Annotated in this window: 25 protein-coding genes; 21 read left to right on the top strand and 4 right to left on the bottom strand. The window is 31.6% G+C overall.

From position 1 onward, the window contains the following. Positions 1–61 precede the first annotated feature (61 nt). From VF726_RS21510 to VF726_RS21500, 3 genes are all read left to right on the top strand, one after another. Positions 62–1,360 carry an MFS transporter gene (locus VF726_RS21510; RefSeq protein ID WP_440171953.1) on the top strand — a complete coding sequence of 433 codons (1,299 nt, stop codon included), beginning with the start codon at positions 62–64 and terminating at the stop codon, positions 1,358–1,360. 244 nt (positions 1,361–1,604) lie between these two features. Then, entirely contained in the window at positions 1,605–2,402 is a 798-nt protein-coding gene (locus tag VF726_RS21505) for a MerR family transcriptional regulator (protein ID WP_440171952.1), read from the top strand. A gap of 22 nt (positions 2,403–2,424) precedes the next feature. Continuing rightward, a complete protein-coding gene (locus VF726_RS21500; protein ID WP_440171950.1) occupies positions 2,425–3,069 on the top strand; it encodes a methyltransferase family protein in 645 nt (214 codons plus the stop codon). A 49-nt stretch (positions 3,070–3,118) separates the two neighbouring features. Here the strand turns inward: VF726_RS21500 and VF726_RS21495 are convergent, their stop codons facing one another. Further along, entirely contained in the window at positions 3,119–3,832 is a 714-nt protein-coding gene (locus tag VF726_RS21495) for a hypothetical protein (protein WP_440171948.1), read from the bottom strand. A 496-nt stretch (positions 3,833–4,328) separates the two neighbouring features. Between VF726_RS21495 and VF726_RS21490 the strand changes: the two genes are divergently transcribed. Both VF726_RS21490 and VF726_RS21485 read left to right on the top strand, forming a co-directional pair. Then, the gene (locus VF726_RS21490) at positions 4,329–5,129 is read left to right on the top strand and encodes a GNAT family N-acetyltransferase (protein ID WP_440171946.1); all 801 of its coding nucleotides are present in this window, start codon (positions 4,329–4,331) and stop codon (positions 5,127–5,129) included. 45 nt (positions 5,130–5,174) lie between these two features. Further along, the gene (locus VF726_RS21485) at positions 5,175–6,038 is read left to right on the top strand and encodes a glycerophosphodiester phosphodiesterase (RefSeq protein WP_440171944.1); all 864 of its coding nucleotides are present in this window, start codon (positions 5,175–5,177) and stop codon (positions 6,036–6,038) included. Positions 6,039–6,309: 271 nt separating this feature from the next. Here the strand turns inward: VF726_RS21485 and VF726_RS21480 are convergent, their stop codons facing one another. Beyond that, the gene (locus tag VF726_RS21480) at positions 6,310–6,771 is read right to left on the bottom strand and encodes a DUF2306 domain-containing protein (protein ID WP_440171942.1); all 462 of its coding nucleotides are present in this window, start codon (positions 6,769–6,771) and stop codon (positions 6,310–6,312) included. 174 nt (positions 6,772–6,945) lie between these two features. On the opposite strand from VF726_RS21480, the gene VF726_RS21475 reads away from it, so the two are divergent. After that, complete coding sequence (locus VF726_RS21475) at positions 6,946–7,476, top strand: DUF4269 domain-containing protein (RefSeq protein ID WP_440171940.1); 531 nt, start codon at positions 6,946–6,948, stop codon at positions 7,474–7,476. Positions 7,477–7,520: 44 nt separating this feature from the next. Here the strand turns inward: VF726_RS21475 and norG are convergent, their stop codons facing one another. After that, the gene (gene norG, locus VF726_RS21470) at positions 7,521–8,957 is read right to left on the bottom strand and encodes an efflux pump transcription regulator NorG (protein ID WP_440171939.1); all 1,437 of its coding nucleotides are present in this window, start codon (positions 8,955–8,957) and stop codon (positions 7,521–7,523) included. A 148-nt stretch (positions 8,958–9,105) separates the two neighbouring features. On the opposite strand from norG, the gene VF726_RS21465 reads away from it, so the two are divergent. The 14 genes from VF726_RS21465 (at position 9,106) to VF726_RS21400 (ending at position 19,369) form a co-directional block, all read left to right on the top strand. Then, positions 9,106–10,017: a DMT family transporter gene (locus VF726_RS21465; protein WP_440171937.1), complete on the top strand. Its 912-nt coding sequence runs from the start codon at positions 9,106–9,108 to the stop codon at positions 10,015–10,017. A 106-nt stretch (positions 10,018–10,123) separates the two neighbouring features. Then, positions 10,124–10,582: a GNAT family N-acetyltransferase gene (locus VF726_RS21460; protein ID WP_440171935.1), complete on the top strand. Its 459-nt coding sequence runs from the start codon at positions 10,124–10,126 to the stop codon at positions 10,580–10,582. A 30-nt stretch (positions 10,583–10,612) separates the two neighbouring features. Next, a complete protein-coding gene (locus VF726_RS21455) occupies positions 10,613–10,759 on the top strand; it encodes a hypothetical protein (RefSeq protein ID WP_440171933.1) in 147 nt (48 codons plus the stop codon). 25 nt (positions 10,760–10,784) lie between these two features. After that, complete coding sequence (locus tag VF726_RS21450) at positions 10,785–11,231, top strand: NUDIX domain-containing protein (RefSeq protein ID WP_440171931.1); 447 nt, start codon at positions 10,785–10,787, stop codon at positions 11,229–11,231. Between the two features lie 199 nt (positions 11,232–11,430). Next, the gene (locus VF726_RS21445; RefSeq protein ID WP_440171929.1) at positions 11,431–11,697 is read left to right on the top strand and encodes a heterocycloanthracin/sonorensin family bacteriocin; all 267 of its coding nucleotides are present in this window, start codon (positions 11,431–11,433) and stop codon (positions 11,695–11,697) included. A 101-nt stretch (positions 11,698–11,798) separates the two neighbouring features. Beyond that, the gene (locus VF726_RS21440; RefSeq protein WP_440171927.1) at positions 11,799–12,815 is read left to right on the top strand and encodes a serine hydrolase domain-containing protein; all 1,017 of its coding nucleotides are present in this window, start codon (positions 11,799–11,801) and stop codon (positions 12,813–12,815) included. A 31-nt stretch (positions 12,816–12,846) separates the two neighbouring features. Continuing rightward, positions 12,847–12,990 carry a hypothetical protein gene (locus VF726_RS21435; RefSeq protein ID WP_000653680.1) on the top strand — a complete coding sequence of 48 codons (144 nt, stop codon included), beginning with the start codon at positions 12,847–12,849 and terminating at the stop codon, positions 12,988–12,990. Between the two features lie 279 nt (positions 12,991–13,269). Continuing rightward, the gene (locus VF726_RS21430) at positions 13,270–14,478 is read left to right on the top strand and encodes an L-lactate MFS transporter (protein WP_440171924.1); all 1,209 of its coding nucleotides are present in this window, start codon (positions 13,270–13,272) and stop codon (positions 14,476–14,478) included. A gap of 288 nt (positions 14,479–14,766) precedes the next feature. Beyond that, positions 14,767–15,393 (top strand): cadmium resistance transporter, encoded by a 627-nt coding sequence (locus tag VF726_RS21425; protein ID WP_440171922.1) that lies wholly within the window; start codon positions 14,767–14,769, stop codon positions 15,391–15,393. Positions 15,394–15,567: 174 nt separating this feature from the next. Then, positions 15,568–15,993, top strand: coding sequence for a GNAT family N-acetyltransferase (locus tag VF726_RS21420; RefSeq protein ID WP_440171920.1), 426 nt, complete (start codon positions 15,568–15,570; stop codon positions 15,991–15,993). 215 nt (positions 15,994–16,208) lie between these two features. After that, entirely contained in the window at positions 16,209–16,652 is a 444-nt protein-coding gene (locus VF726_RS21415; RefSeq protein ID WP_440171918.1) for an NUDIX hydrolase, read from the top strand. Between the two features lie 30 nt (positions 16,653–16,682). Further along, positions 16,683–17,816 (top strand): DNA polymerase III subunit beta, encoded by a 1,134-nt coding sequence (dnaN, locus tag VF726_RS21410; RefSeq protein ID WP_440171916.1) that lies wholly within the window; start codon positions 16,683–16,685, stop codon positions 17,814–17,816. Between the two features lie 19 nt (positions 17,817–17,835). Continuing rightward, positions 17,836–18,348, top strand: coding sequence for an NUDIX hydrolase (locus VF726_RS21405; RefSeq protein ID WP_440171914.1), 513 nt, complete (start codon positions 17,836–17,838; stop codon positions 18,346–18,348). An 82-nt stretch (positions 18,349–18,430) separates the two neighbouring features. After that, positions 18,431–19,369, top strand: coding sequence for a hypothetical protein (locus VF726_RS21400; RefSeq protein WP_440171912.1), 939 nt, complete (start codon positions 18,431–18,433; stop codon positions 19,367–19,369). A gap of 61 nt (positions 19,370–19,430) precedes the next feature. On the opposite strand, the gene VF726_RS21395 is transcribed toward VF726_RS21400, so the two are convergent. Beyond that, on the bottom strand, positions 19,431–20,393 hold the full coding sequence (locus VF726_RS21395; protein WP_440171910.1) for an MBL fold metallo-hydrolase: 963 nt from the start codon (positions 20,391–20,393) through the stop codon (positions 19,431–19,433). A gap of 293 nt (positions 20,394–20,686) precedes the next feature. On the opposite strand from VF726_RS21395, the gene VF726_RS21390 reads away from it, so the two are divergent. Next, entirely contained in the window at positions 20,687–21,664 is a 978-nt protein-coding gene (locus VF726_RS21390) for an LAGLIDADG family homing endonuclease (RefSeq protein WP_440171908.1), read from the top strand. Positions 21,665–21,704 lie beyond the last annotated feature (40 nt).

Here is a 21,704-nt window from a genome sequence, read left to right as displayed (position 1 = left end):
ATATTGGGTTGACCCAAGAACTTACACTATATGTAATACAAAGAAATGCGGGGGAGATGTTATGGGAGGTTTACGATTACATATACAAAATAAAAAAAGCAACCAAGAACTTAGAAACATTTTTTTATATTCAATCGCAAAAACAGTATCAATATTCGGTAGCTCTATTTATAGTTTCGCATTAGGATTATATGTTTTACAAATAACTGGATCTGCGTTAAATTTTGCGATTACGCTCATATTAGGAACAATTCCAATGATTGTAATGAATCCATTTGCTGGTGTTATTGCTGATAAAGTTAATAAAAAGAAACTAGTTGTTTGTATGGATTTACTAAGTGGAGGAATATTAATAGCTGTTTATTTATTAAGCAGCTATTATGGATTAAACTTACTCATCATTTATGCTACAACCTTTCTTATGACGGTATTTACAACCTTTTTCGGGATAGGATTAGAAGCTGCAAAACCAAATATCGTCTCTAAAGAGAAGCTTATGAGTATTAATTCTATAAGTAAAATTATCGATTCTGTATCTTTAATTCTTGGTCCTATGTTAGGCGGCATTGTTTTTTCAGTATTTGATATTAAAACTTTTATCATTATAAACGGTATTTCGTTTCTTTTTTCAGGGATAGCATTACTATTTATTCACTTTAAACTGTTCGAGTGTAATATAAATGAGGGGAATTCAAAAAGAAGAGTTAATTTTATTAAAGATATACAAGAGGGGTTTTCTTACTTACTTGAAAAGGAAAGCTTAAAAAATACGTTTCATATTTTAGTTTTGTTTAATTTCTTCTTAGGCTTTGCTGTAACTGTTCCATTGCCATACATTATTAATACGGTACTCAATCTGACTTCTAAGCAATTTGGTATTATTCAAGGGACTTTTCCAGTAGGGATGATAATTGGTGCAATTGCAGTAAAAAAGATAACTGATCGTTTTTCTTACTCTTATCTTTTGAAAAAGCTAAGTTCTATGTTGTCAGTTATTATGATTCTTTCAGGGATTCCAGTTTTATTCAAAAGCTTTGAAGTGAATGATTTTGTATTCGTTATTACGTATTGTGTTGTTATGATCTTTTTAGGGCTTATTATAGCGCTTATTGATATCCCTTTAATTTATTTCATGCAAAAAGAGATACCTGATGAATATAGGGGAAGAGTACTTAGTATTGGATTAAGCTTAGGGAAAATGATGCAGCCAATAGCACTCGCAATATCAGGTCTATTATTAAATTATATTCCAGCCTACATTATTCCAATTGTAGGTGGAATCTTATATTTAATAGTAATTAAAATTTCATCAAACCGTTTCACGTTAGAAGTTCATTCGAAAGATTATAGTGCTTCGTAGAATCTTAGGTTATTTATAGAATAGATACCATCAAGCTAAGAAAAGCAAGTACCCTAAAACGAAAAAACGGGCTGAGTTCCTATGGATAATTTTAAAAAGGTTACATTGAGGATACTGTAAATTTATATGTTTATGGGGATGAATGTGGTTACTAAATACAATAAGAAAATTTAACTGTATTGATTGACCTTCCCCTTACAGGAAGCAGTATATTTAAAATAATTAATAACAGGAGGTGAGTGGTATGCTTTCAATTGGGGAGTTCTCAAAAATATCGCATCTTACAATGAAGACGCTGCGCTACTATGATGAAATTGGACTTTTAAAACCTGATTTCATAGACGCTAAGAATGGCTATCGCTACTATAATATTTCCCAATTAGAAACAGCTTTATTGATTACACGATTAAAAACATATTTATTTTCGCTGGAAGAAATTAAGGGTATTTTAGCAAATTGGGAGAATACAGCGTTGTTTAACTCTAAAATGAAAGCCAAACAAGAAAGTCTAACACAACAGATTACATTTTATTATTCTTTATTAAAAAAATTAAAGTTTGATATTCAACAATTAGATGAAGAGGAAAGTATCATGGATTACTTAAATTATATTGAGATTAATCTTGTAAATCACTTAACCTTTCATATAGTATCTCAGCGAAAGCGAATAAATATCACCGATTTCCTATTGCACTTTAATGGGTTGTTCAGTAAAATTGCATTTGAAAATTTATCGCCTATTGCAAAACCACTTGCTATATTCCATAGTTCAGAATATACACCTGAAAATTATGATGTAGAAATTGCGATTCCTCTTACCAAGACCGCAAATAAAACAAAAGTGTTTCATCCCGGCCTTTGTGCAATGGCTACGCTTATTGGTTCTTACGAAGAATTACCTTCTGTTCACACAAAATTACATGTTTGGATTAAAGAAAAGAACTATAAATTGAATGGCGCTCCGTTTGAAGTTTATAAAACGAATCCTTATAGCACACTGGGGGAGAATAATATTATAGAAGTATATTTTCCTATAAAATGATTAAAGGAAGGTGCGTATCACAATGTATGGTATAAACCAGCCGACAATAAAGGAAAAAATCTTGATTTTAGTTGCTGAGATTATCTATTTAATCATTGCATATTACTTACTTTTCATTACTTATTTCAAGCCAGCTATTTCAATAGTACTTTTTATCGCTTTAATTATTACCGCTTTACGATTAACAGCTATGATGTTTATATGGTTGCCTAGAGGGATTGCATGGCAAGAAGCCATTATGAACAGTATTGCTTTTGGAATATATTATTTAGGTTTTCCAATCTTAATGATTACTAGTAATCAGGAACCAAACATAACATTTATTATTATAGGCTGGATATTGTTTTTAGGGGGAAGTATATTAAACACAGTTTCAGAGTTACTTAGAAAACCTTTTAAAGACAATCCTGTAAATCAAGGTAAGCTATATACAGGTGGTTTATTTAAATATGCGATTCATATTAATTATCTTGGGGATTGCATTTGGGTGCTTGGTTTAGCATTAATCTCGAGCAATATTTTTAGTTTATTTATCCCGCTAGGCCTATTCTTAGTATTTGTTTTTGACTATATTCCCAAATCTGATGATTACTTACAAAACAAGTATGGGGAACAATTTACAGTGTATAAACAAAAAACAAAAAAACTAATACCGTTTATTTGGTAAATCAACTTCATAAATTATAAAAAGTGCAGGATTCATATCCTGCGCTTTTCTATCGTAGTTCAGCTGTTTTTCTAATAACAATCTTATCAATATCATCTTCTTCATCACCGATAAATAAACCGCGTTCTTTTAAATATGCCTCAAAATATAGATCTGCTTCTGCACGTTCATCATACGGTTTTACAGATAGAACGAAACCTAATTTGTTTTGTTCCTCTAAATGAGAAGTGGAGATGTAGGCCGGTACATTGTGACGTAAAAAGAGTTCTTTAACCGGAATAATCATATCTTTCATTAATTTCGTTAACATACCCATTTCAAACTCGAAATTAAAGCGATCTATACTACACAAATCAGCGAATACTACACCGATAAAACCTGTATTAAATACTTCTTGATATTCTGCGTCTTCGTCATTACCGTAAAAATTCTTTTCGATTAAATAATTTACAAAATAAGCCACACCATCACTTTGTTCAAATGGTTTCGTTGAGAGAACAAAGCCGATTTTCTTTTGTTTATGTAAATACACACATGACATGTATGCTGAAATATTATGTTCTTTAAATAGAGAACTTGTTGCCCCTGAGAGACCATCAAGTACGTGATGAACAATTTGAAGTTTTTTACGAGCGAAATAATAGGATTTCTTTTGTAACTCCAATGTATCAATAAAGACAGAGCCGATAAAGCCTGTATTTGAAATGATAGGTGTTTGCTTTTTTCTTCCTCTGCGCTTTGCTTGAGCCATTGTGAAAATCATCCCTTCATGTACAATTAAAATAAAAAGAACGTTTGTTCGTATATTTATATTTTACTATTAAAACGCTATAAAGTAAAGGGTTTTTGACGAAAAAAACAACAAAAAAGACACCTGTAAAAGGTGTCTTAAACGCTGTAGGGAAGAGGGTTCATCCATACAATTTATATTATGATACAGAAACAATCTCTTCTGTATCTTCTACATCTAAATGACAGTCCATAGTACGAACATCCTGATCTTCATGACTTCCGAAATAAATAGTAATTTTCATATGTATCGCTCCTTTATTCTAGGAATACCTAAAATAATTACTAGTAATGTTAATATTTATTATATACCACTTTTTTCATTCCGACAACGTTATATCATTTTTAATTCTTTTAGGGTGAATAGGCTGATGTATAGAGCTATTTTTATAGAAATAGGCACATTTCATATATGTTATATTTAATACTGAACGATTCGAATACGAATTTGTATGAAAGGAGAAAAATGAATGAATTATAAACAATTACTAATAGATAACTTCACATATAAAACGTCATATATTGCGCGACAAGTACATGGAATGAATGTAAAAGAAACGAAGGATTATATTGCTGTTGATTGTGGTTTACCTGCAGATACATTTAATATTATTACTTTATTAAACAATGATTTAACGGAAGGTAATGAGAAATTGTATAGAGTGGTAAACATCTATAATCAAAAGAAATTTCCAATGAGTGTTTGGTTTTGGAATGATAGGCCTGAGCAGATTATAAAAAGCGCATTAATAAAACTTGGCTTAAAAGAAGCAGAACAAAATATCGCGATGGTAGCAGACTTAAAAATAATTCATCCAATAATAAATATGCCAGAAGGTTTTACGATACAAAAAGCATATTCGTCAGGACAAATTAAAAAGTTTGGAGAAACGTTAGCTAATCTATTTGGTACATCAGAGGAAGGTACACAGGTACAAGCATTTTACAACCAAACCTCTTCTTTCGACTTATGGAATAGTGAAAATATGAAACTATACTTAGGACTTTATAAAGATGAAGTTGTATCGGTTGGTTCATTAGTGTGCACAAAAGATAGTATTGGTATTTATGATATAGCAACTAAAGAAGAAATGAGAGGGCAAGGATTTGGATCTACTATGTTTCATTACTTGCTGCAGGAAGCAAAGGAATTAAACGTCGCTCAATGTGTATTACAAGCTTCAGCTGATGGGATTAGTATTTATAAAAAGGCTGGTTTTCAATCTGTTGGACAAATGACTGTATTTGAAAATCGACATTTAATTGAATAAATTATCCGAGCTAAATTGCTTACATGTAGGAGTAAATACATCATTATGAAAAAGATATATATTATTACAATACTTTGCACCTTTATAGTAATAGGTACCTTTGTTTTTTATAAAGTAGATGAACTTAAGTACACGAAAGCTGTTAATCAATCAAATCATATAAAAACCATTGCACATAGAGGAGCTTCTGCGTATGCGCCAGAACATACAATAGCAGCTTATACATTAGGACAACGATTAAAAGGAGATTATATAGAAATTGATCTTCAAATGACAAAAGACGGAAATTTAGTAGCTATGCATGATGAAACAGTAAACCGCACAACAAATGGTACCGGGCTAGTTAAGGAGTATACATTAGAAGAATTAAAGCAATTAAAGGCAGGTTCTTTTTTTAATGAAAAATATCCAACTTTAGCAAAGAAAGAATATGAAAATGCTAAAGTCCCAACACTAGAAGAAATTATTGAAACGTTCGGGCATCACGCGAACTATTATATTGAAACCAAATCACCAGATCAATATGCTGGTATGGAAGAAAAGCTATTAGCAATTATAAAGCACTACGAAATAAGTGATAAAGTTATTATTCAATCATTTAGTGAAGAAAGTCTGCAAAAAATTCATAGTTTAGATGTTAATATACCGCTAGTACAATTACTACCTTACAAAAAGGCAGTTCAATTAACTGAATTAGAAATAAAAAAGTATAAAACATACTGCATTGGTCTAGGGATGAACTATAAATATATTGATTCAGCTTATGTAAAGAGAATAAAGAAACATGGATTAGAAGTTCATCCATTTACTGTAGATAATGAAAAAGATATGAAAAAGTTACTTTTATGGGGCGTTGACGGGATGTTTACGAATTACCCGGATCGTTTACATTCGTTAGTACAATCTTAAACTATAATAGTGTAATTACCACTGAACCAATAAAACAAGTACCCACAAGTATACATAGATAGTTCGTGATTCAGATGGTAACATCATTGAATACTTAGGGCCGATATTGAAATGAAATCCGAAAAAGAATCCAATATTTTTATTGGATTCTTTTTATTTAGCTTTAAGTGACTAACTTAAAGCAATACGATTTTGAATTTATAAATAAAATATTACATTGAGTATGATTTTTCATAATAATCATCAGAAAGTAACGAAAATGTAATGAATTTTAACTACGCTTTTTATATTTTTTTGATACACTGGCTACGAGAGGAATACCGATTAATGTAGGTAAAAACCAAAACCATATAGGCGGCAATAAATTAATTATGGGAATATGAATACCGACATTTACTAAAAGTGCAGTTACCGCACCTATATAAGAACCTAACATACCTATAATATGGTGATGCAGCCAATTTTTCCAACGTTTTTTTCGTGCAAGGTAGCCATAAATCGCAAAAGCATAAGAGAAAGTTGCTACATAAAATAAATATGCGATTTTATCCCAGTTTATAATGGATAATATAATTGCAGTAAGGGTGATGACCACATAGGATGCATGATATATTTCACCCCATTCCGTATGTTTTCCTTTCTTCTTTTGAGCAACCATCGCTATTATCCCAGTGATTAAACATATCGTTCCAAATAATATGTGGATGGTTAAAAGAATGTTAAAAATGCTCATTATAATTCCTCCCTTTTTATTTTTATAGTATTGCAGTATAGGAGAAAAGTTGAAACATATTGTTTATTCACTTTAATATATTGAAGTGAAGGTACTCCAAAAACAAGTTGAAACGGACAAATTTTTCTTGCATTTAGTGAGACACGTATTACGTGAAATGAAGGAGAGACTTCCATGTTTACATCTATTACATATTTACAATCAGGGAATGACAAGCAACTAAAGGTATATGATGTTTTGAATAAACTCAATATAATGGAGGATTTAGCTTTATATAGCCCCGTTCTTTGCGGAACAATCCCTATACGAATTGATACTCTTCAATCTGACTTAGATATAGTAATGGAAGTACATAACTTTGATGTTTTTGAACAGGAAATGAGATCTTTATATGGTTCTTATGAAGGGTTCAAAATAAAAAAAAAGAAAATTAAAAATATCGAATCAATAAAGGTAAATTTTGAATTTGAAGGTTTTGAATTTGAATTATTTGCTCAGCCTAAGCCAGTGCGTAATCAAAATGCATATAGACATATGATAGTAGAGCACATGTTATTAATGCAGCATCCCCATATAAGGGAAGAAATTCTTCGCTTAAAAGAGAGCGGTTTAAAAACAGAACCTGCTTTTGCTCAAGTATTAAACATTGACGGGGATCCTTATGAAGGACTTATTTTATTAGGGCAGGAAATGAGATTGTGGTAAATAAGATACATAAAAACTCCTCTATAGAAAAAGAGGAGTTTTTGTTATGCCGTTAGCTTACGAATTAATTCACTCAACAATTTAATCCCGTTAGTCATTTGCTCTGAAGAAGCATATCCATATGATAAACGAATGTATCGATCTGATTCTTCTTCATATATACGTCCAGGGTTTAAAAGAACTCCTTTTGATAGTGCCTCTGAAAATAATTTCTTCATCGGAATGCTAGGTATTATCTTTAGCCATATAAAAAATCCCCCACTAGGAATATCCCAGGTGGCAATATCTGCACAATACTTATTTAAAGCTCGTATCATTATTTGTCTGCGTTCTTTTAGTTTAATTCTTACGTTCGCTACATGTTCCTCATAAAACCCTTTATTTATCCATTCAGCAGCAACTCTTTGTGATAATGAACTCGATCCATAGTCTGTTTGCATTTTTATATCTGATAATCTATCAATAACAGGTTCTGGGCCGATAATCCATCCAATTCTAAGTCCTGGGGTAAGTGTCTTAGAGAGACTACCAATATATAATACATGTCCATGTTTATCTATAGACTTTAAAGGAGCTGGAGGGGGTTCATCAATCCATAACTCGCGGTAAATATCATCTTCAATAATAGGCAACTGTTCCTTTTCACATATCTTTATTATTTCTTTTCTTCGCTCTTGAGACATTAATATCCCTGTTGGGTTTTGAAAACTAGGGATAGAATATAAAATGTTTCTCTTTTGACTGTATTTAATCCGTTTTAATAATTCGTTAGGTAAAATACCATGATGATCCATACATATACCTGATAAATTTATATTTGCTGATTGAAATACATGCAGTGAATATAAGTAAGAAGGTTGTTCAAGTAAAACGGTTGACTCTCTATGTAAAAGACCAATTGATATTAATTGCAATGCTTGTAATGCGCCCGAGACGATTAATATAGAACTCGGTGATACATGTATTCCAAATGACTTTACGTATTTACTTATTGCTTCACGTAATGGATAAAACCCTTTTTGTTCCTCGTATCCAAAATAATCTAATTCCTCACTTACTTTTTTCAAAATGGACTGCATCGTTTCTAACGGAAAAAGATGAGGAGCAAGTTCACCTTTACTTAGCTGGATAAGTTTGTTATTTGCTTCTGCTTCATTTATTTCTCGTACCATTAACTTGCTTGGTTTATGAATACCGGCCTTTACATATTCACTCCAATCAGGCGGAGGATTCGTTGCTAATAATGACCATGTATTATTCGTTACAATTGTTCCTGCTCCGATTCTCCCTTGAATCAAGCCATCAGCCATAAGTTCATCTAGTGCAGTTATTACAGTGCTACGATTTACTTGAAATAATTTTGCTAACTGCCTTTGACTAGGGATCTTACTTCCAATTGACCATTCTCCGATTTCAATTTTTTCTTTCATATAATCTACTATCTGCCGATACTTAGGCAGTTTTTTACTAGTTGTCATCAAAAAACTCCTTCGTTCACTTAAAAAATACCAAGTGGTTGGTTTTTATGATAAAAAACTGGTTGAAGACATTGTATCAACTATTAAATATGATGAAAAGAAATAATTGGTAATTTGAAAATGGTTAGTTTATTAGGGAAGGAGAGACAACATGCATAATAAAAAATGGGATTTACGCATTATATGTGCTCACGCTTTTACGATTCTTATATGGGGATCTGCTTTTCCTGCAATTCGTATGGGGCTTGCATCTTATACACCTGAGCATCTGACTTTACTACGTTTATTAATTGCCTCATTCATACTTCTTTTGTTTTCCTTTATATATAAGTTACGGCTACCGGATTTAAAGGATATCCCAGCAATTTTTATATTTGGTGCTTTAGGATTTACTTTTTATCACATTGCATTAAACTACGGCGAAAAAACAGTAAATGCTGGTTCTGCAAGTTTAATTGTTTCGGTTACACCTATAGTAACGGCAATTCTTGCTTCTATATTTTTAAACGAAAAAATGAAATTACATGGTTGGGTCGGTGGTGTAATTAGTTTTATAGGAATTGCTCTCATATCATTTAGTCAAGGAGATACTATGCAATTAAATAGTGGAGGAGTATTTATATTATTAGCAGCGATTTCAGAAAGCCTATATTTTGTTTTCCAAACTTCTTACTTAAAAAAGTACGGCTTCTTACCATTTACCATATATACAATTTTATCTAGTACTGTATGTATGCTTATTTTCTTACCGGGATTGTATCAAGAAATACTAGCAGCTCCTCTTGAAGTGAATTTGAGCGTTATATATTTAGGTTTATTTCCAACAGTACTCCCGTATATTACATTAGCCTATATTATATCTCATACTGGTGCTTCCGAGGCAACAAGTTCTCTATATTTAACGCCAGTAATTGCGTGTTTTATATCTTGGGTATGGTTAGGAGAAGTACCTACTTTTATTTCGGTAGTTGGTGGAGTAATTACTATACTTGGAGTTTTAATAGCGCATGTATCATTAAAGAAAGATATTCGAAGTGAAAAGTACAGTGATTTAACTGGATAAATTCTATTTAGAAGTGATAACTCCCTGTTTTTTACAATCAAGAAACAGGGAATTATTTTACTACGTTGAATATGTAAATATATTCTTAATAAAGGGGTTTAAAATATTGAATATCCAGTTAAAGGTTGTTACGAGAGAGAATTGGGAAGATGCTTTAAAGCTACAAGTTAAAGATAATCAGACGAAATTTGTTCCATCTGTAGCAGTTTCACTTGCTAAAGTCTATATAAAACCAGATGGTGACAATGTAGAATACATACCATTTGCGATATACAACGGCGAACTAATGGTTGGTTTTGTTATGCATGCTGTTGTAAGAGAAACAACTGATATGTATTGGATGAACGGATTTATTATCGATCAAAAGCAACAAGGTAACGGTTATGGAAAAGCAGCATTACAAGAAAGTATATACTTAATAAAAAATACGTTTAAGGCGTGTAAAGAAATTAGATTAACAGTACATAAAGATAATATCTCTGCAAAGAAATTATATGAAAGTTACGGTTTTCAACCATTGGGGCATGATTATGATGGTGAGGAAGTATATCGCTTATTTGTTTAATTATTATGTAGCAAAGGTGTGAAATGAATTATGCAATTTACTGAAGTCAAAATTGAAGTATTTATCCCTGAAGAATACATTGAACTATTAAGGGATGCGTTTAATAAAATTCACCTGTATGAGACACCAATGATTTATATTATCCCGATATTAAATGTCTATTTTGAGCAAGTATAAATTGAATACCTAGGAGGAATATCGATTGGAAAATAAATTCCATCATATTGTACGAGCAGTCATGATAAAAAATGAAAAATTATTAGTTGCTGAATATATTGGCCATCATTATTTTTTACCAGGTGGTCATGTTGAAGTTGGCGAATCGGCTGAGAATGCATTAATAAGAGAAATAAGAGAAGAACTCGGAGTAAATTGTAGCATAAAACAATTTTTAGGAGTCATAGAAAACCAATGGCAAGATCAAGAAGTTCTTCACCATGAAATCAATCATATTTTTGAGATAGATTCACAAGAGTTACATATTGATTTCGTACCAAAATCTAAAGAATCTCATTTAGCGTTTCACTGGCATGATTTTAATCAAGATGCTTTACATACTTATAAAATCATGCCAGCACCTTCAGTTAAAGAGTTACTAGAAAGAAAATTAAGTGATGAACTACTAAATTGTTGGATTAGCAATTTTTAAACGCCTCTATCAATAGTAAATCCTTCCGCCAAAAGGAAAATAAGAAAATAGGCTAAAAAACAAGGTACATCACCTAGTGTAAGTTCATATTTTGTTGATGTACGCATTTAGTCTATAGTCTTGTTTCTACTTTGTTTGCAAAAATATATTACTTTTCATATTTGGACGGAATTTATATTTATAAATGGAGGGTTTCATAATGAATCAGTTTCAACAAGAACTACAATCATTGAACCTTAATGATTATCAAACTGGTAATGTTGTGTATTGGGATCCACAACAAAATCAATATCCATACTACTACATTCAAGACGATGCACGTCGTTGCGGTGGATGCGGAGGTTGTGGTGGACGCTGTGGCGGATGTGGCGGCAGATGTGGTGGTTGTGCAGGTCGTTGCGGCGGATGCATAGGTTGCGCTGGATGTTTCAGTTGTTTTAATTGCTGGAACTGGTGGATCATTTAAGTAGTGTAAATCAAAGCTAATTTACTTGAAAGAAAGGTGTGAAAGCTATTTTGCACTTTTCTTTCAAGCTGTAATTTTTATGCGTATTAAGGGGGATTTATTTGTATACATATGATAATTTGATTTCTTGGGTAGAGAATATAAAAGAAAAAAACCATAGCTCTGCTACAGCGCTTTATATTATAAAAGATAATAAAATCGTGCTAGAGCATTATAGTGGATATCACTCAAATACATCGACTAATAAAGAAGTGACCGCATCTTCACAGTTCAATGTTGCTTCTGCTAGAAAAAGTTATTTAGGTTTAATGGTAGCATATGCGCTTTACGAGGGAAAAATAGACTCTTTTGATGATGAAGCGATAAAATATTTTAAAGACTTTGATCCTGTATTGCTCGGTAAAACGACGATAAGACATTTAGTAACACATTCGCACGGATTAGAAGAAACGAATGACGGGACAATTTTTCGTGAATTTGAACCGGGACAATCATGGGCGTATAGAGATATTAATGTAAGAATGATGACACATCTTATTTATCAGCTATATAACAAAAGTTTTCCTGAATTGTTAAGAGAGCGTGTGTTTAGACCTGCTAATTTTCAAGAAACCGGTTGGAGAGTTCAGCAAGATGAAAATTTAGTTGACGTTGTTAATAATCCAAAAGAAGACGCGATTAGTGAAATTGGTACGGTAGATGACGGTACTGAAAAAAATCTATTTGTCTCAGCTAAAGAATTTGCGCAGTGGGGCAATCTTCATTTAAATCAAGGTATGATAGATGATAAACAAATTGTTCCAAAAGAAGTTATAAAAATCGCTACGAGTTTGCAGAGTCCAACATATGTAAATAAAGAGCTACCACAAAATGGCTTGTTTTGGTTCGTTCAAAATGAACCTGCACAATTAAGTGAACTAGGTGAACGCGTACCAAAAGGATCGTATCAAATATTAGGAATTACGGGACCAACTATATTAGTAATACCTGAATATAATGTAGTTGTTGCGAAAATGTATAATAAAAGATACAACTACGGCGGTGATAATTATTTATATTATTTACGTGAATTTAGTAATTTAGTCGCTGATACATTTCGTAACGGTAATAGGGCATAATTACTCCTATAACAAAAAGGAGTGATTGAAAGTGAAAGATAAAGTGAACAAAAATAAAAAGCAAAATATAAAAGATGTAAATACAGAGCAAAATGCGATCTATAGCGATCCTAAAGATGCAGCTAATATGCAAACGGTACCGCAGCCGAAGGATTTTGATGAAATCGAATATTAATTTTTTATCCGACTATATGATGAATGAAAAATACGTCTTAAGTCTCATCACATATAAGAAACTATTTGATAACATAAATACATAAGCATTTGAAAATGTCTTATCTTAACAAAGCTTTCTTTTGAAACATCTGATATAACCTGCAAAAGACACTTCTTTATGGAGTGTCTTTTTGTGTATATGAACTTAATTTCCATTTTCCGTACAGTATCTTGCATTTTATGATGGTTATACTAACTGTGAAAATCTATGTCAAGATAAAAGAAGGGGACAGTTAGTATGAAACAAACTTCTATAAATCCGTTACTAATTGTTCTAGGTACAATCATTGTTCAAATTGGCCTTGGAACAATTTATACATGGAGTTTATTTAACCAGCCCCTTGTCAGTAAGTTTGGATGGAACCTTAATTCCGTTGCGATAACTTTCTCCATAACAAGCTTTTCTTTATCATTTTCAACTTTATTTGCAGGCAAGTTACAGCAAAAATTAGGACTTCGTAAACTTATCGCTACTGCAGGGATTGTTCTGGGACTCGGTTTAATACTTAGTTCGCAAGTTTCTTCCTTACCATTATTATATTTATTAGCTGGTGTAGTTGTTGGTTATGCAGATGGAACTGCTTATATTACATCACTATCTAATCTAATTAAATGGTTTCCAAATCGGAAAGGGCTTATTTCCGGTATATCTGTATCAGCATATGGAATGGGGAGCTTAATCTTTAGATATATAAACGGAAATCTGATCGACAGCCTTGGTGTATCACAAGCTTTTTTATATTGGGGCATTATCGTTTTGCTTTTAGTATTAATCGGATCGTTCTTCTTACGTGAAGCAATTGTAAGTAATGCTGTAACTGAAACATTACACAATGACTATACTCCGCGTGAAATGATGCGAACGAAACAAGTATATCTTTTGTTTTTTATGTTATTTACATCGTGTATGGGTGGTCTATATTTAATCGGTATGGTAAAGGACATTGGCGTACAACTTGTTGGACTTAGTGCAGCAACTGCTGCTAACGCCGTTGCAATGATTGCAATTTTTAATACAGTAGGTCGTATTGTTCTTGGAACGTTATCAGATAAAATAGGTCGAATGAAAATCGTTTCTGCAACATTTATTATCATTGGATTGTCAGTCTTTACATTAAGTTTCATTCCACTAAATTACGGGATTTATTTCGCTTGTGTAGCAAGCGTTGCCTTTTGCTTTGGTGGTAATATCACGATCTTCCCAGCAATTGTTGGGGATTTCTTCGGATTAAAAAACCATAGTACAAATTACGGTATTGTATATCAAGGTTTCGGGTTTGGTGCACTTGCAGGAGCGTTCATTGGAGCCTTACTTGGTGGATTTCAACCGACCTTTATTATAATCGGTGTTTTAAGCGTTATTTCCTTCATCATTTCGATATTAATTCGTCCACCAAAAGCAGAAAAGAAAAAAGAAACACAACATTTATATCGGAAAGTAGCTTAAATATAAAAAGAGTCCTCCTATAGGGCTCTTTTTATATTGCAAAATATTTGATTTTCCGTTTTTACTAATCGTGTAGGAAGAAAAGAATTATTTAATTCTAAGTAAAATGATTTGAAAAGTAATAAAGTGATTTATTTCTCAATGAACTAAGTAGCAGATTAGTAAAATATTCATATTGTTTTATAAAGGTACTGAAATCATGTTATAAAACTACATTAACCACCTTTGTTATTAGATATGAGATTCATCTATATATCATTATTTTATTATAAAGGTAGTTGGCTTATATTGGTTACAACTATAATTTCTTCTTTTATTGCATTCACTTCAACGAATATTGATGATATTTTTATACTCCTTGTTTTATTTTCACAAGTAAGGACAGGAGTAATTAAGAAAGAAGGTAGATTTGTCCGGGAAAAAACTAAGATGGAAGAACTGTATATTGTTATTGGACAATATTTAGGATTTAGTGTAATTATTTTCCTGAGTATCATTGGTTCTTTAAGCTCTTTTTTCATTCCAATATCTTGGATTGGTTTATTAGGATTCGTGCCAATTTATATGGGAGTGAAAGGACTATTGTCACTTCGTTCTTATAAAGGTACTAAAGTCATCGCTAATACTTCTAGTCCATTATTTAAAGTAGCTTCGATAACATTAGCTAATGGAGCTGATAATATTTCAATTTATATACCAATGTTCGCTAGTCAAAATCTTAAAACGAATATTGTTACATTAGTTATCTTTTTTTGCATGATAGCAATATGGTGTTTTATTAGCTATAGATTGTTAAGAGCTCCTATTTTAGCTGAAGTACTTGAGAAAAACTGTCATATAATCTTTCCAATTGTTCTAATTGGTTTAGGAATATTCATTCTTTTGCGTAGTAATACACTTGAATTATTGTACTAACGGAAAGTTTTATTAAATGAATCGCACTACGTAAAGGGCCTTATTACAGATGGAGTGTAGTAGGGCTTTTCTTTATTTTAGTGAAATGAAACAGTGCCCTACGACTATTAAGTTAGACAGGATATTACGATTATTAAATTGAATAGATACTTTAAAAGGAGCGTGATAATTAAAATGAAAATAGTACAACAATGGGTCCAAGAAGATAATGATTACATAAGAGAAAAAGTTATTGAATATAATCAAAAACATATTTCGGATGAAGAGAAAAAGCCTTCAGAAAAAATTAGTTTTATAGTGAGAAATGAAAAGGAAGAAATTGTAGGCGGAATAACTGCGATTACATTTTGGCACCACGTACATGTCGATTTCCTTTGGGTTTCTGAAGAGTATAGACACGAAGGATACGGAAGTAAGTTATTAAAACTAATTGAAGAATTTGCAATTGAAAAAGAGTGTAGGCTAATCAATTTAGATACTTTTAGCTTTCAAGCACCTGCTTTTTATAAAAAACATGGATATAAAGTAATCGGAGTAAGTGAAGATCACCCTAAAGGACATAATCGATACTATTTAGAAAAAAGGTTAGAAAGTATTTAGGATCCAACAATAAATCAATCAAACCATAAAGAGCGTACGTTGAATAATTACTTTCGAAATAGGTTCTTTTTTATTTAGAAAGGCAAGAATATCGATAATTAACTTTACTAAAAACAGATAAATGAAATACTCTATTAACTTTTTTATATTTTAAAACGATTAAATGGTAGAATGTAACAAAGACAGAAAATTCTCGTTATTGAAGGTGAACTTAGATGAAAAAAGTAAATGTTACATATGCACTTTTATACGATAAAACAAATGAAAAGATCTTAATGGTAAAAAACAAAGGGAAGAATGGCTCTTATTACACATTACCAGGTGGTGCAGTTAAATTAGGAGAAACATTAGAAGAGGGAGTCATTCGGGAAGTGAAAGAAGAAACCGGTTTACATATAACTGTAAACGGTGTTTGTTACATTAGCGAAGCTTTTTTCGAAGAGAGAGGACATCATGCAATATTCTTTAATTTTTTAGGTGAAATAATCGGTGGAGAGACATATATATCAAGGCCAAAAGAAATCGAAGAGATTACTTGGATGGATTTACATAAAGCAGCACCGCATTTACGTATACCAGAACAATTATTAAATACATTACAAAGGAAAGAAACAGCACCTTACTTTTTTAACGGAACAATCATTCATCAATCTTCATAACATTATCATTTCATGTAAGGCGGGGAAAAAATGGAGTTTATCGTTAATCATAAACATTTCACTCAAGCACTTTCAGAAGTAAGTAAAGCTATATCTACCAAATCTATAATCCCTATACTATCTGGTATAAAAATAACCGCAGATCAATCTGGAATTACTTTAATCGCGAGTAATTCAAATATTTTCATCGAAAAATTCATCCCTAGTTCCATAGATGAAGAACAAATTACGACTATCTTAAAAGCAGGGACAATTGTTGTACCTGCAAAATACTTCATTGAAATTATAAAGAAAATGCCAAGCGATATAGTAATAAAAAGTAAGAATGAGCAAACAATTACCATACAATCAGAAGAAATCACATTAAACTTAAATGGCTTTCCAGCGAATGAATTTCCTAACGTACCACAAATAGACGATCATGCAGAAATACAAATAGAAACAAAACAATTGATTGATGCATTTAAACAAACAGTCTTTGCAGTAGCGAAAAATGAATCTAGACCCGTTCTTACCGGAGTACATATTGAGTTAGACCACAACAAATTAATATGCGCTGCAACTGACTCTCATAGACTAGCTATACGTGAAACATTAATTTCTACTAATGTGAAAGCGAATTGTATTGTACCAAGTGCAACCATTAATGAACTTTTAAAATTAATGAACAGCAATTTAGAATTCGTTTCTATTTATCTATCAGAAAGCCACATTATTTTTACATTCGGCACAACTACATTATATTCAAGATTAATTGAAGGGAAATATCCTAATATATCTAGTTTAATTCCAAATGAATTTCAAACAGTCATTAACATAGATAGACAAAGAATGTTACAAGGGGTAGATCGATCAAGCTTATTAGCAAGTGAATGGGCAAATAACAATGTCAACTTAGAAATCATAGACGAATCCACATTAAAAATTTCTTCTAATGCGTCTCAGATTGGTAAAATATCCGAGACACAACAGATAGATGCGATTCAAGGTGGAAAACAATTAAATATATCTTTCGATGGACGATTTATGATGGATGCTTTAAAAGCAATAAAAGAAGAAACGGTTACTTTAAGTTTCAGTGGTTCTATGAGACCAATATTAATTGAAGCAGGGACGCAATCTGCAGCAGTACATCTTATATCTCCAGTGAGAACTTATTCATAACAAAGGAAGGAATCACATTATGTATAAGCACACCTTATGTTTTATAAAGAGAAATGAAGAGATACTTATGTTAAATAGAGAATATGACCCTGTAAAAGGATTGTGGAATGGGGTAGGGGGAAAGATAGAAAAGGGAGAAACACCTTTAGAGAATGCAATCCGTGAAATAAAAGAAGAGACTAATATAGAAGTTACGCATGACCAAATTCAATATAAAGGGATTATTAAGTGGGAGGACTCTTCATATTCTGGCGGTATGTATGTTTATCTAATAGAGCTACTTAATGAATTTACATATCAAACTCCAAAAAAAGTATCAGAAGGAATTTTAGATTGGAAAGAGATTTCTTGGATTCTAAGCGACTATAATTACGGCGTAGGAGAGATGATACCAAAATTTTTATATGCAGTACTCCACAATGAATTAATATTAGAGCATAACTTTGTTTTGTCTAATCATAAATTAATAGATTATAGGAATGAAGAATTGGCTAAGCAGGACAGTTCTATAGATAATATAGTTCAATTATAAAAAGCAGGAATTGTAATCTATCATACACAGCAAAATAATTATCATTTAAATTATTCGAAGAGTAGCTAAGGAGAAAATTTATATGAGGATGAGGGTAATGAAGAAAATAATTATTTTACTCATAGCTCTAGTTTTAATTACTTTTGCTTTTTATCAATACACCAAAAAAGATCGTGTAGCAAAAAATGATAAGGTGTATGTAGAAGACTTTAAAGGTAAAAATGATTCAAATAAAATACAATCTGCTATTAATAAAGCAGAATCTAGTAAATTTAAAACAGTATTGCTTGATGATAAGAAGTATAAAATCACATCACCAATCGTAGTAAAACAGGGTGTAAAGTTATTATTTGGTTATGGAACACAATTTGTTGTTGAAGGTAATTTTAGAGTTCTAGAATTAGAAAAAAATTCATCAATTGAAGGGGCCTATATAGCTATAGACGATCCTACATTTAATTCTGAAGTTATATATTTAGATGGCAAAAATAAGTATTATAATACTTGGCACAAAACAAAAATAAAAGATATAAATATTATTAATTGGACAGAAACGAATAAAGGTACCGGCATTTCTTTGTATTCTGGTGGGAAGGAAAATGAAATTTCATTTATTAATTTTGAAAATATAAAAGTTGTAGGAATGGAAACTGGGGTGAAATTAGTAGCAAAGAAACCACAATCTGGTTATGCCTGGATAAATGCCAATCGTTTTATGAACTTCTCACTTGAAGATTGTGTAAATATGATTTATATGGATAGTAATGTAACTACTCCAAATGAAATTAGTGGTAATCAATTTACAAATCTACAAATACAGCCATCCAGTAAAACGAAAAATATATTAAGAGTAAGTGGACAGCATAACGAGTTCAATGGAATGGTGTGGGATTTACAGAAAATCAATCACGAAAACGAACTCGTTGAACTAACTGATAAGAGTATGAATACAGTGATTGAAATGTCCAGTGTACCAGCAAATAGAATTTTAGATAGCGGGAAATCAAATACAGTGAGATAAGTTTAAAAACAGAAAAAGAGCGAATTTCTTATAAGAGAGTTCGCTCTTTTTCTATTTGTAATCAAATTTCTCTCCACCAAGCTGTTGAAGGATAGTTTGTAGATTTTAACGTAATAGATTCGCCAATTTGAGGTGTTGTAATTTTAACTCCTAAACGGTTAGCTTCTTTCGTAACACGCTCTACCGGGTCACTCCATTCGTGTAATGCTAATGTAAAAGCACCCCAATGAATCGGAAGAAGTAATTCTCCTTGTACATCAATATGAGCTTGTACAGTTTCTTCAGGCAACATATGAATCGCAGACCACCTCGGATCATATTGTCCGCATTCCATCAATGTAAGATCGAATGGACCATATTTATCACCAATTTCCTTAAAGTGAGGGGCATAACCGCTATCACCACTAAAGAAAATTTTAGTATCTTGACCAAGAATAAGCCATGAACACCATAACGAACAATCTCTATCTGTCATACTTCGTCCAGAGAAATGCCTTGCAGGAGCACAAACTAACTTAATATTATCAAACGTAATTTCATCCCACCAATTATGCTCACTAATTTTGATAGGTGAAACACCCCATTTAATAAGATATTGTGCAACTCCGGTCGGAACATAGAAATGCTTTGCACGATCTTTTAATTGCATAATACTTTTATAATTTAAATGATCATAGTGATTATGAGAAATAATAATCGCATCAATCTCTTGAAGGTCATCACGTTCTAAAGAAAAAGCACCACTATAGCGTTTACTAGTAAACAAAGGAAATGGGGAAGAGGAATCTCCAAACATCGGGTCTAATAACAGTTTTTTACCTTCTATTTTCAAAAGAGAAGCAGAATGGCCAAACCATGTAACACTCTCTAACGGTTCATTATCTTTATTTGATAAAACGATAGGCAAATCCTTTATAGGACGCAGCTTTGATTTCATTTTTAAGTAATCAGTCATTAAACCTATAATATCTTTCGGTTTAAAACTTACATCAGTATCGATTTGATTTTTATATTTCTTTTTCATTCGTTCTCCTTTTTACGTTTAACAATATACGTATGTTGTTATTGTAGCTATTTGTAGTTTAAACGAAATCATTTTACCTTTCACCGTAATTGCAGTACATTTCATAAATTTGTCAAATTCATTATTCTTATATGCAAAACAAAAACCATGCAGCAGATAAAATGAATACGAAGTAAATGTAAATTGTTTTAATTTTGTAAAGTTCTTCTTATAAGCAGCAAAGAACATACGTTTCGTTATATGTTATAGAAGAAAATATGTCTCTAATTATTAAAAGGAAGGAGAGGATGTAAGTGCAAATAGAGAGAAAAAAGAACTCAAAATGTAAACTATCAAAATCGGAAATAACGCAACAATATGCAGAAGGGAAGTGTACTTCAGAAATAGCTACTCTTGCTAATGTGTCTGCAAGGTATATTCGTATGGTTTTATCAGACAGCAACGTTCCAAGGCGCGCTATAGGGAGTTGGAAGAGAAAGTATGACATAACAGAAGATTATTTTAAAACGTGGTCAAATAATATGGCTTATATATTAGGGGTTATAGCAGCAGATGGTGTTATACAGAAAGAAAATCAATGTGTCAGTATATCTCAAAAAGTAAGTTATATTTTAGAAGACATAAAAAAAGAACTAAAAACAAACCAGCCACTTTACCAAAACGAAAAAACAGGTGTATATATGCTAAACATTAATAGCAAAACAATAAAAGATGACCTTATGAACATACATGGAATTATGCCATGTAAATCTTTTAACATTGAATTTCCTTTTGTACCAGAAGAATATTTACATCATTTTGTGCGAGGGTATTTTGATGGGGATGGTTACGTCAAGTATGAAACTTATACAGTAAGCTTTGTAGGAGGATCATATAGCTTTATGAATTCTTTAAATCAGGTACTACAAAATCATAATTTACCAGCCGATTTACTAAATCAAAATAAACATTATCGCGTCATTTTAACCGGAAGAAAACCAATACAACTATTTTCAAAGTGGATTTATAAAGACAAAGATATTTATTTGCATAGAAAATATGAAGAATTTCAGAAAGAAAGTCTAAGTCTAGATCAATTAAAAGATCGAAAGCTAAAAAGAACTCAAGCTGCTGTTAAGCAGAGAAAACAAAATTTCCTTAAGGAATATATGAAAAATAAATGTATCGCTAAAACTTGTTCCATTTTAGAAATAAAGGAACCAACTTTTAAAAGTTGGTTAAAAAATGATAATCAATTTAAAAAAGACTATGAAAGAATTCATTCATTATAAAAATGTAAGAAACCTTAGTATACCTATGCTAAGGTTTTTA

The sequence above is a fragment of the Bacillus sp. Brlt_9 genome, assembly GCF_051948935.1.
Classification (GTDB): domain Bacteria; phylum Bacillota; class Bacilli; order Bacillales; family Bacillaceae_G; genus Bacillus_A.
This window is presented reverse-complemented; position numbering and strand designations above follow the sequence as displayed.

Coding starts and splice junctions, on each gene's coding strand:
- VF726_RS21510 (WP_440171953.1), top strand. CDS start 62: ATGGGAGGTTTACGATTACATATACAAAATAAAAAAAGCAACCAAGAA.
- VF726_RS21505 (WP_440171952.1), top strand. CDS start 1,605: ATGCTTTCAATTGGGGAGTTCTCAAAAATATCGCATCTTACAATGAAG.
- VF726_RS21500 (WP_440171950.1), top strand. CDS start 2,425: ATGTATGGTATAAACCAGCCGACAATAAAGGAAAAAATCTTGATTTTA.
- VF726_RS21495 (WP_440171948.1), bottom strand. CDS start 3,832: ATGATTTTCACAATGGCTCAAGCAAAGCGCAGAGGAAGAAAAAAGCAA.
- VF726_RS21490 (WP_440171946.1), top strand. CDS start 4,329: ATGAATTATAAACAATTACTAATAGATAACTTCACATATAAAACGTCA.
- VF726_RS21485 (WP_440171944.1), top strand. CDS start 5,175: ATGAAAAAGATATATATTATTACAATACTTTGCACCTTTATAGTAATA.
- VF726_RS21480 (WP_440171942.1), bottom strand. CDS start 6,771: ATGAGCATTTTTAACATTCTTTTAACCATCCACATATTATTTGGAACG.
- VF726_RS21475 (WP_440171940.1), top strand. CDS start 6,946: ATGTTTACATCTATTACATATTTACAATCAGGGAATGACAAGCAACTA.
- VF726_RS21465 (WP_440171937.1), top strand. CDS start 9,106: ATGCATAATAAAAAATGGGATTTACGCATTATATGTGCTCACGCTTTT.
- VF726_RS21455 (WP_440171933.1), top strand. CDS start 10,613: ATGCAATTTACTGAAGTCAAAATTGAAGTATTTATCCCTGAAGAATAC.
- VF726_RS21445 (WP_440171929.1), top strand. CDS start 11,431: ATGAATCAGTTTCAACAAGAACTACAATCATTGAACCTTAATGATTAT.
- VF726_RS21430 (WP_440171924.1), top strand. CDS start 13,270: ATGAAACAAACTTCTATAAATCCGTTACTAATTGTTCTAGGTACAATC.
- VF726_RS21420 (WP_440171920.1), top strand. CDS start 15,568: ATGAAAATAGTACAACAATGGGTCCAAGAAGATAATGATTACATAAGA.
- VF726_RS21415 (WP_440171918.1), top strand. CDS start 16,209: ATGAAAAAAGTAAATGTTACATATGCACTTTTATACGATAAAACAAAT.
- dnaN (WP_440171916.1), top strand. CDS start 16,683: ATGGAGTTTATCGTTAATCATAAACATTTCACTCAAGCACTTTCAGAA.
- VF726_RS21405 (WP_440171914.1), top strand. CDS start 17,836: ATGTATAAGCACACCTTATGTTTTATAAAGAGAAATGAAGAGATACTT.
- VF726_RS21400 (WP_440171912.1), top strand. CDS start 18,431: ATGAGGATGAGGGTAATGAAGAAAATAATTATTTTACTCATAGCTCTA.
- VF726_RS21395 (WP_440171910.1), bottom strand. CDS start 20,393: ATGAAAAAGAAATATAAAAATCAAATCGATACTGATGTAAGTTTTAAA.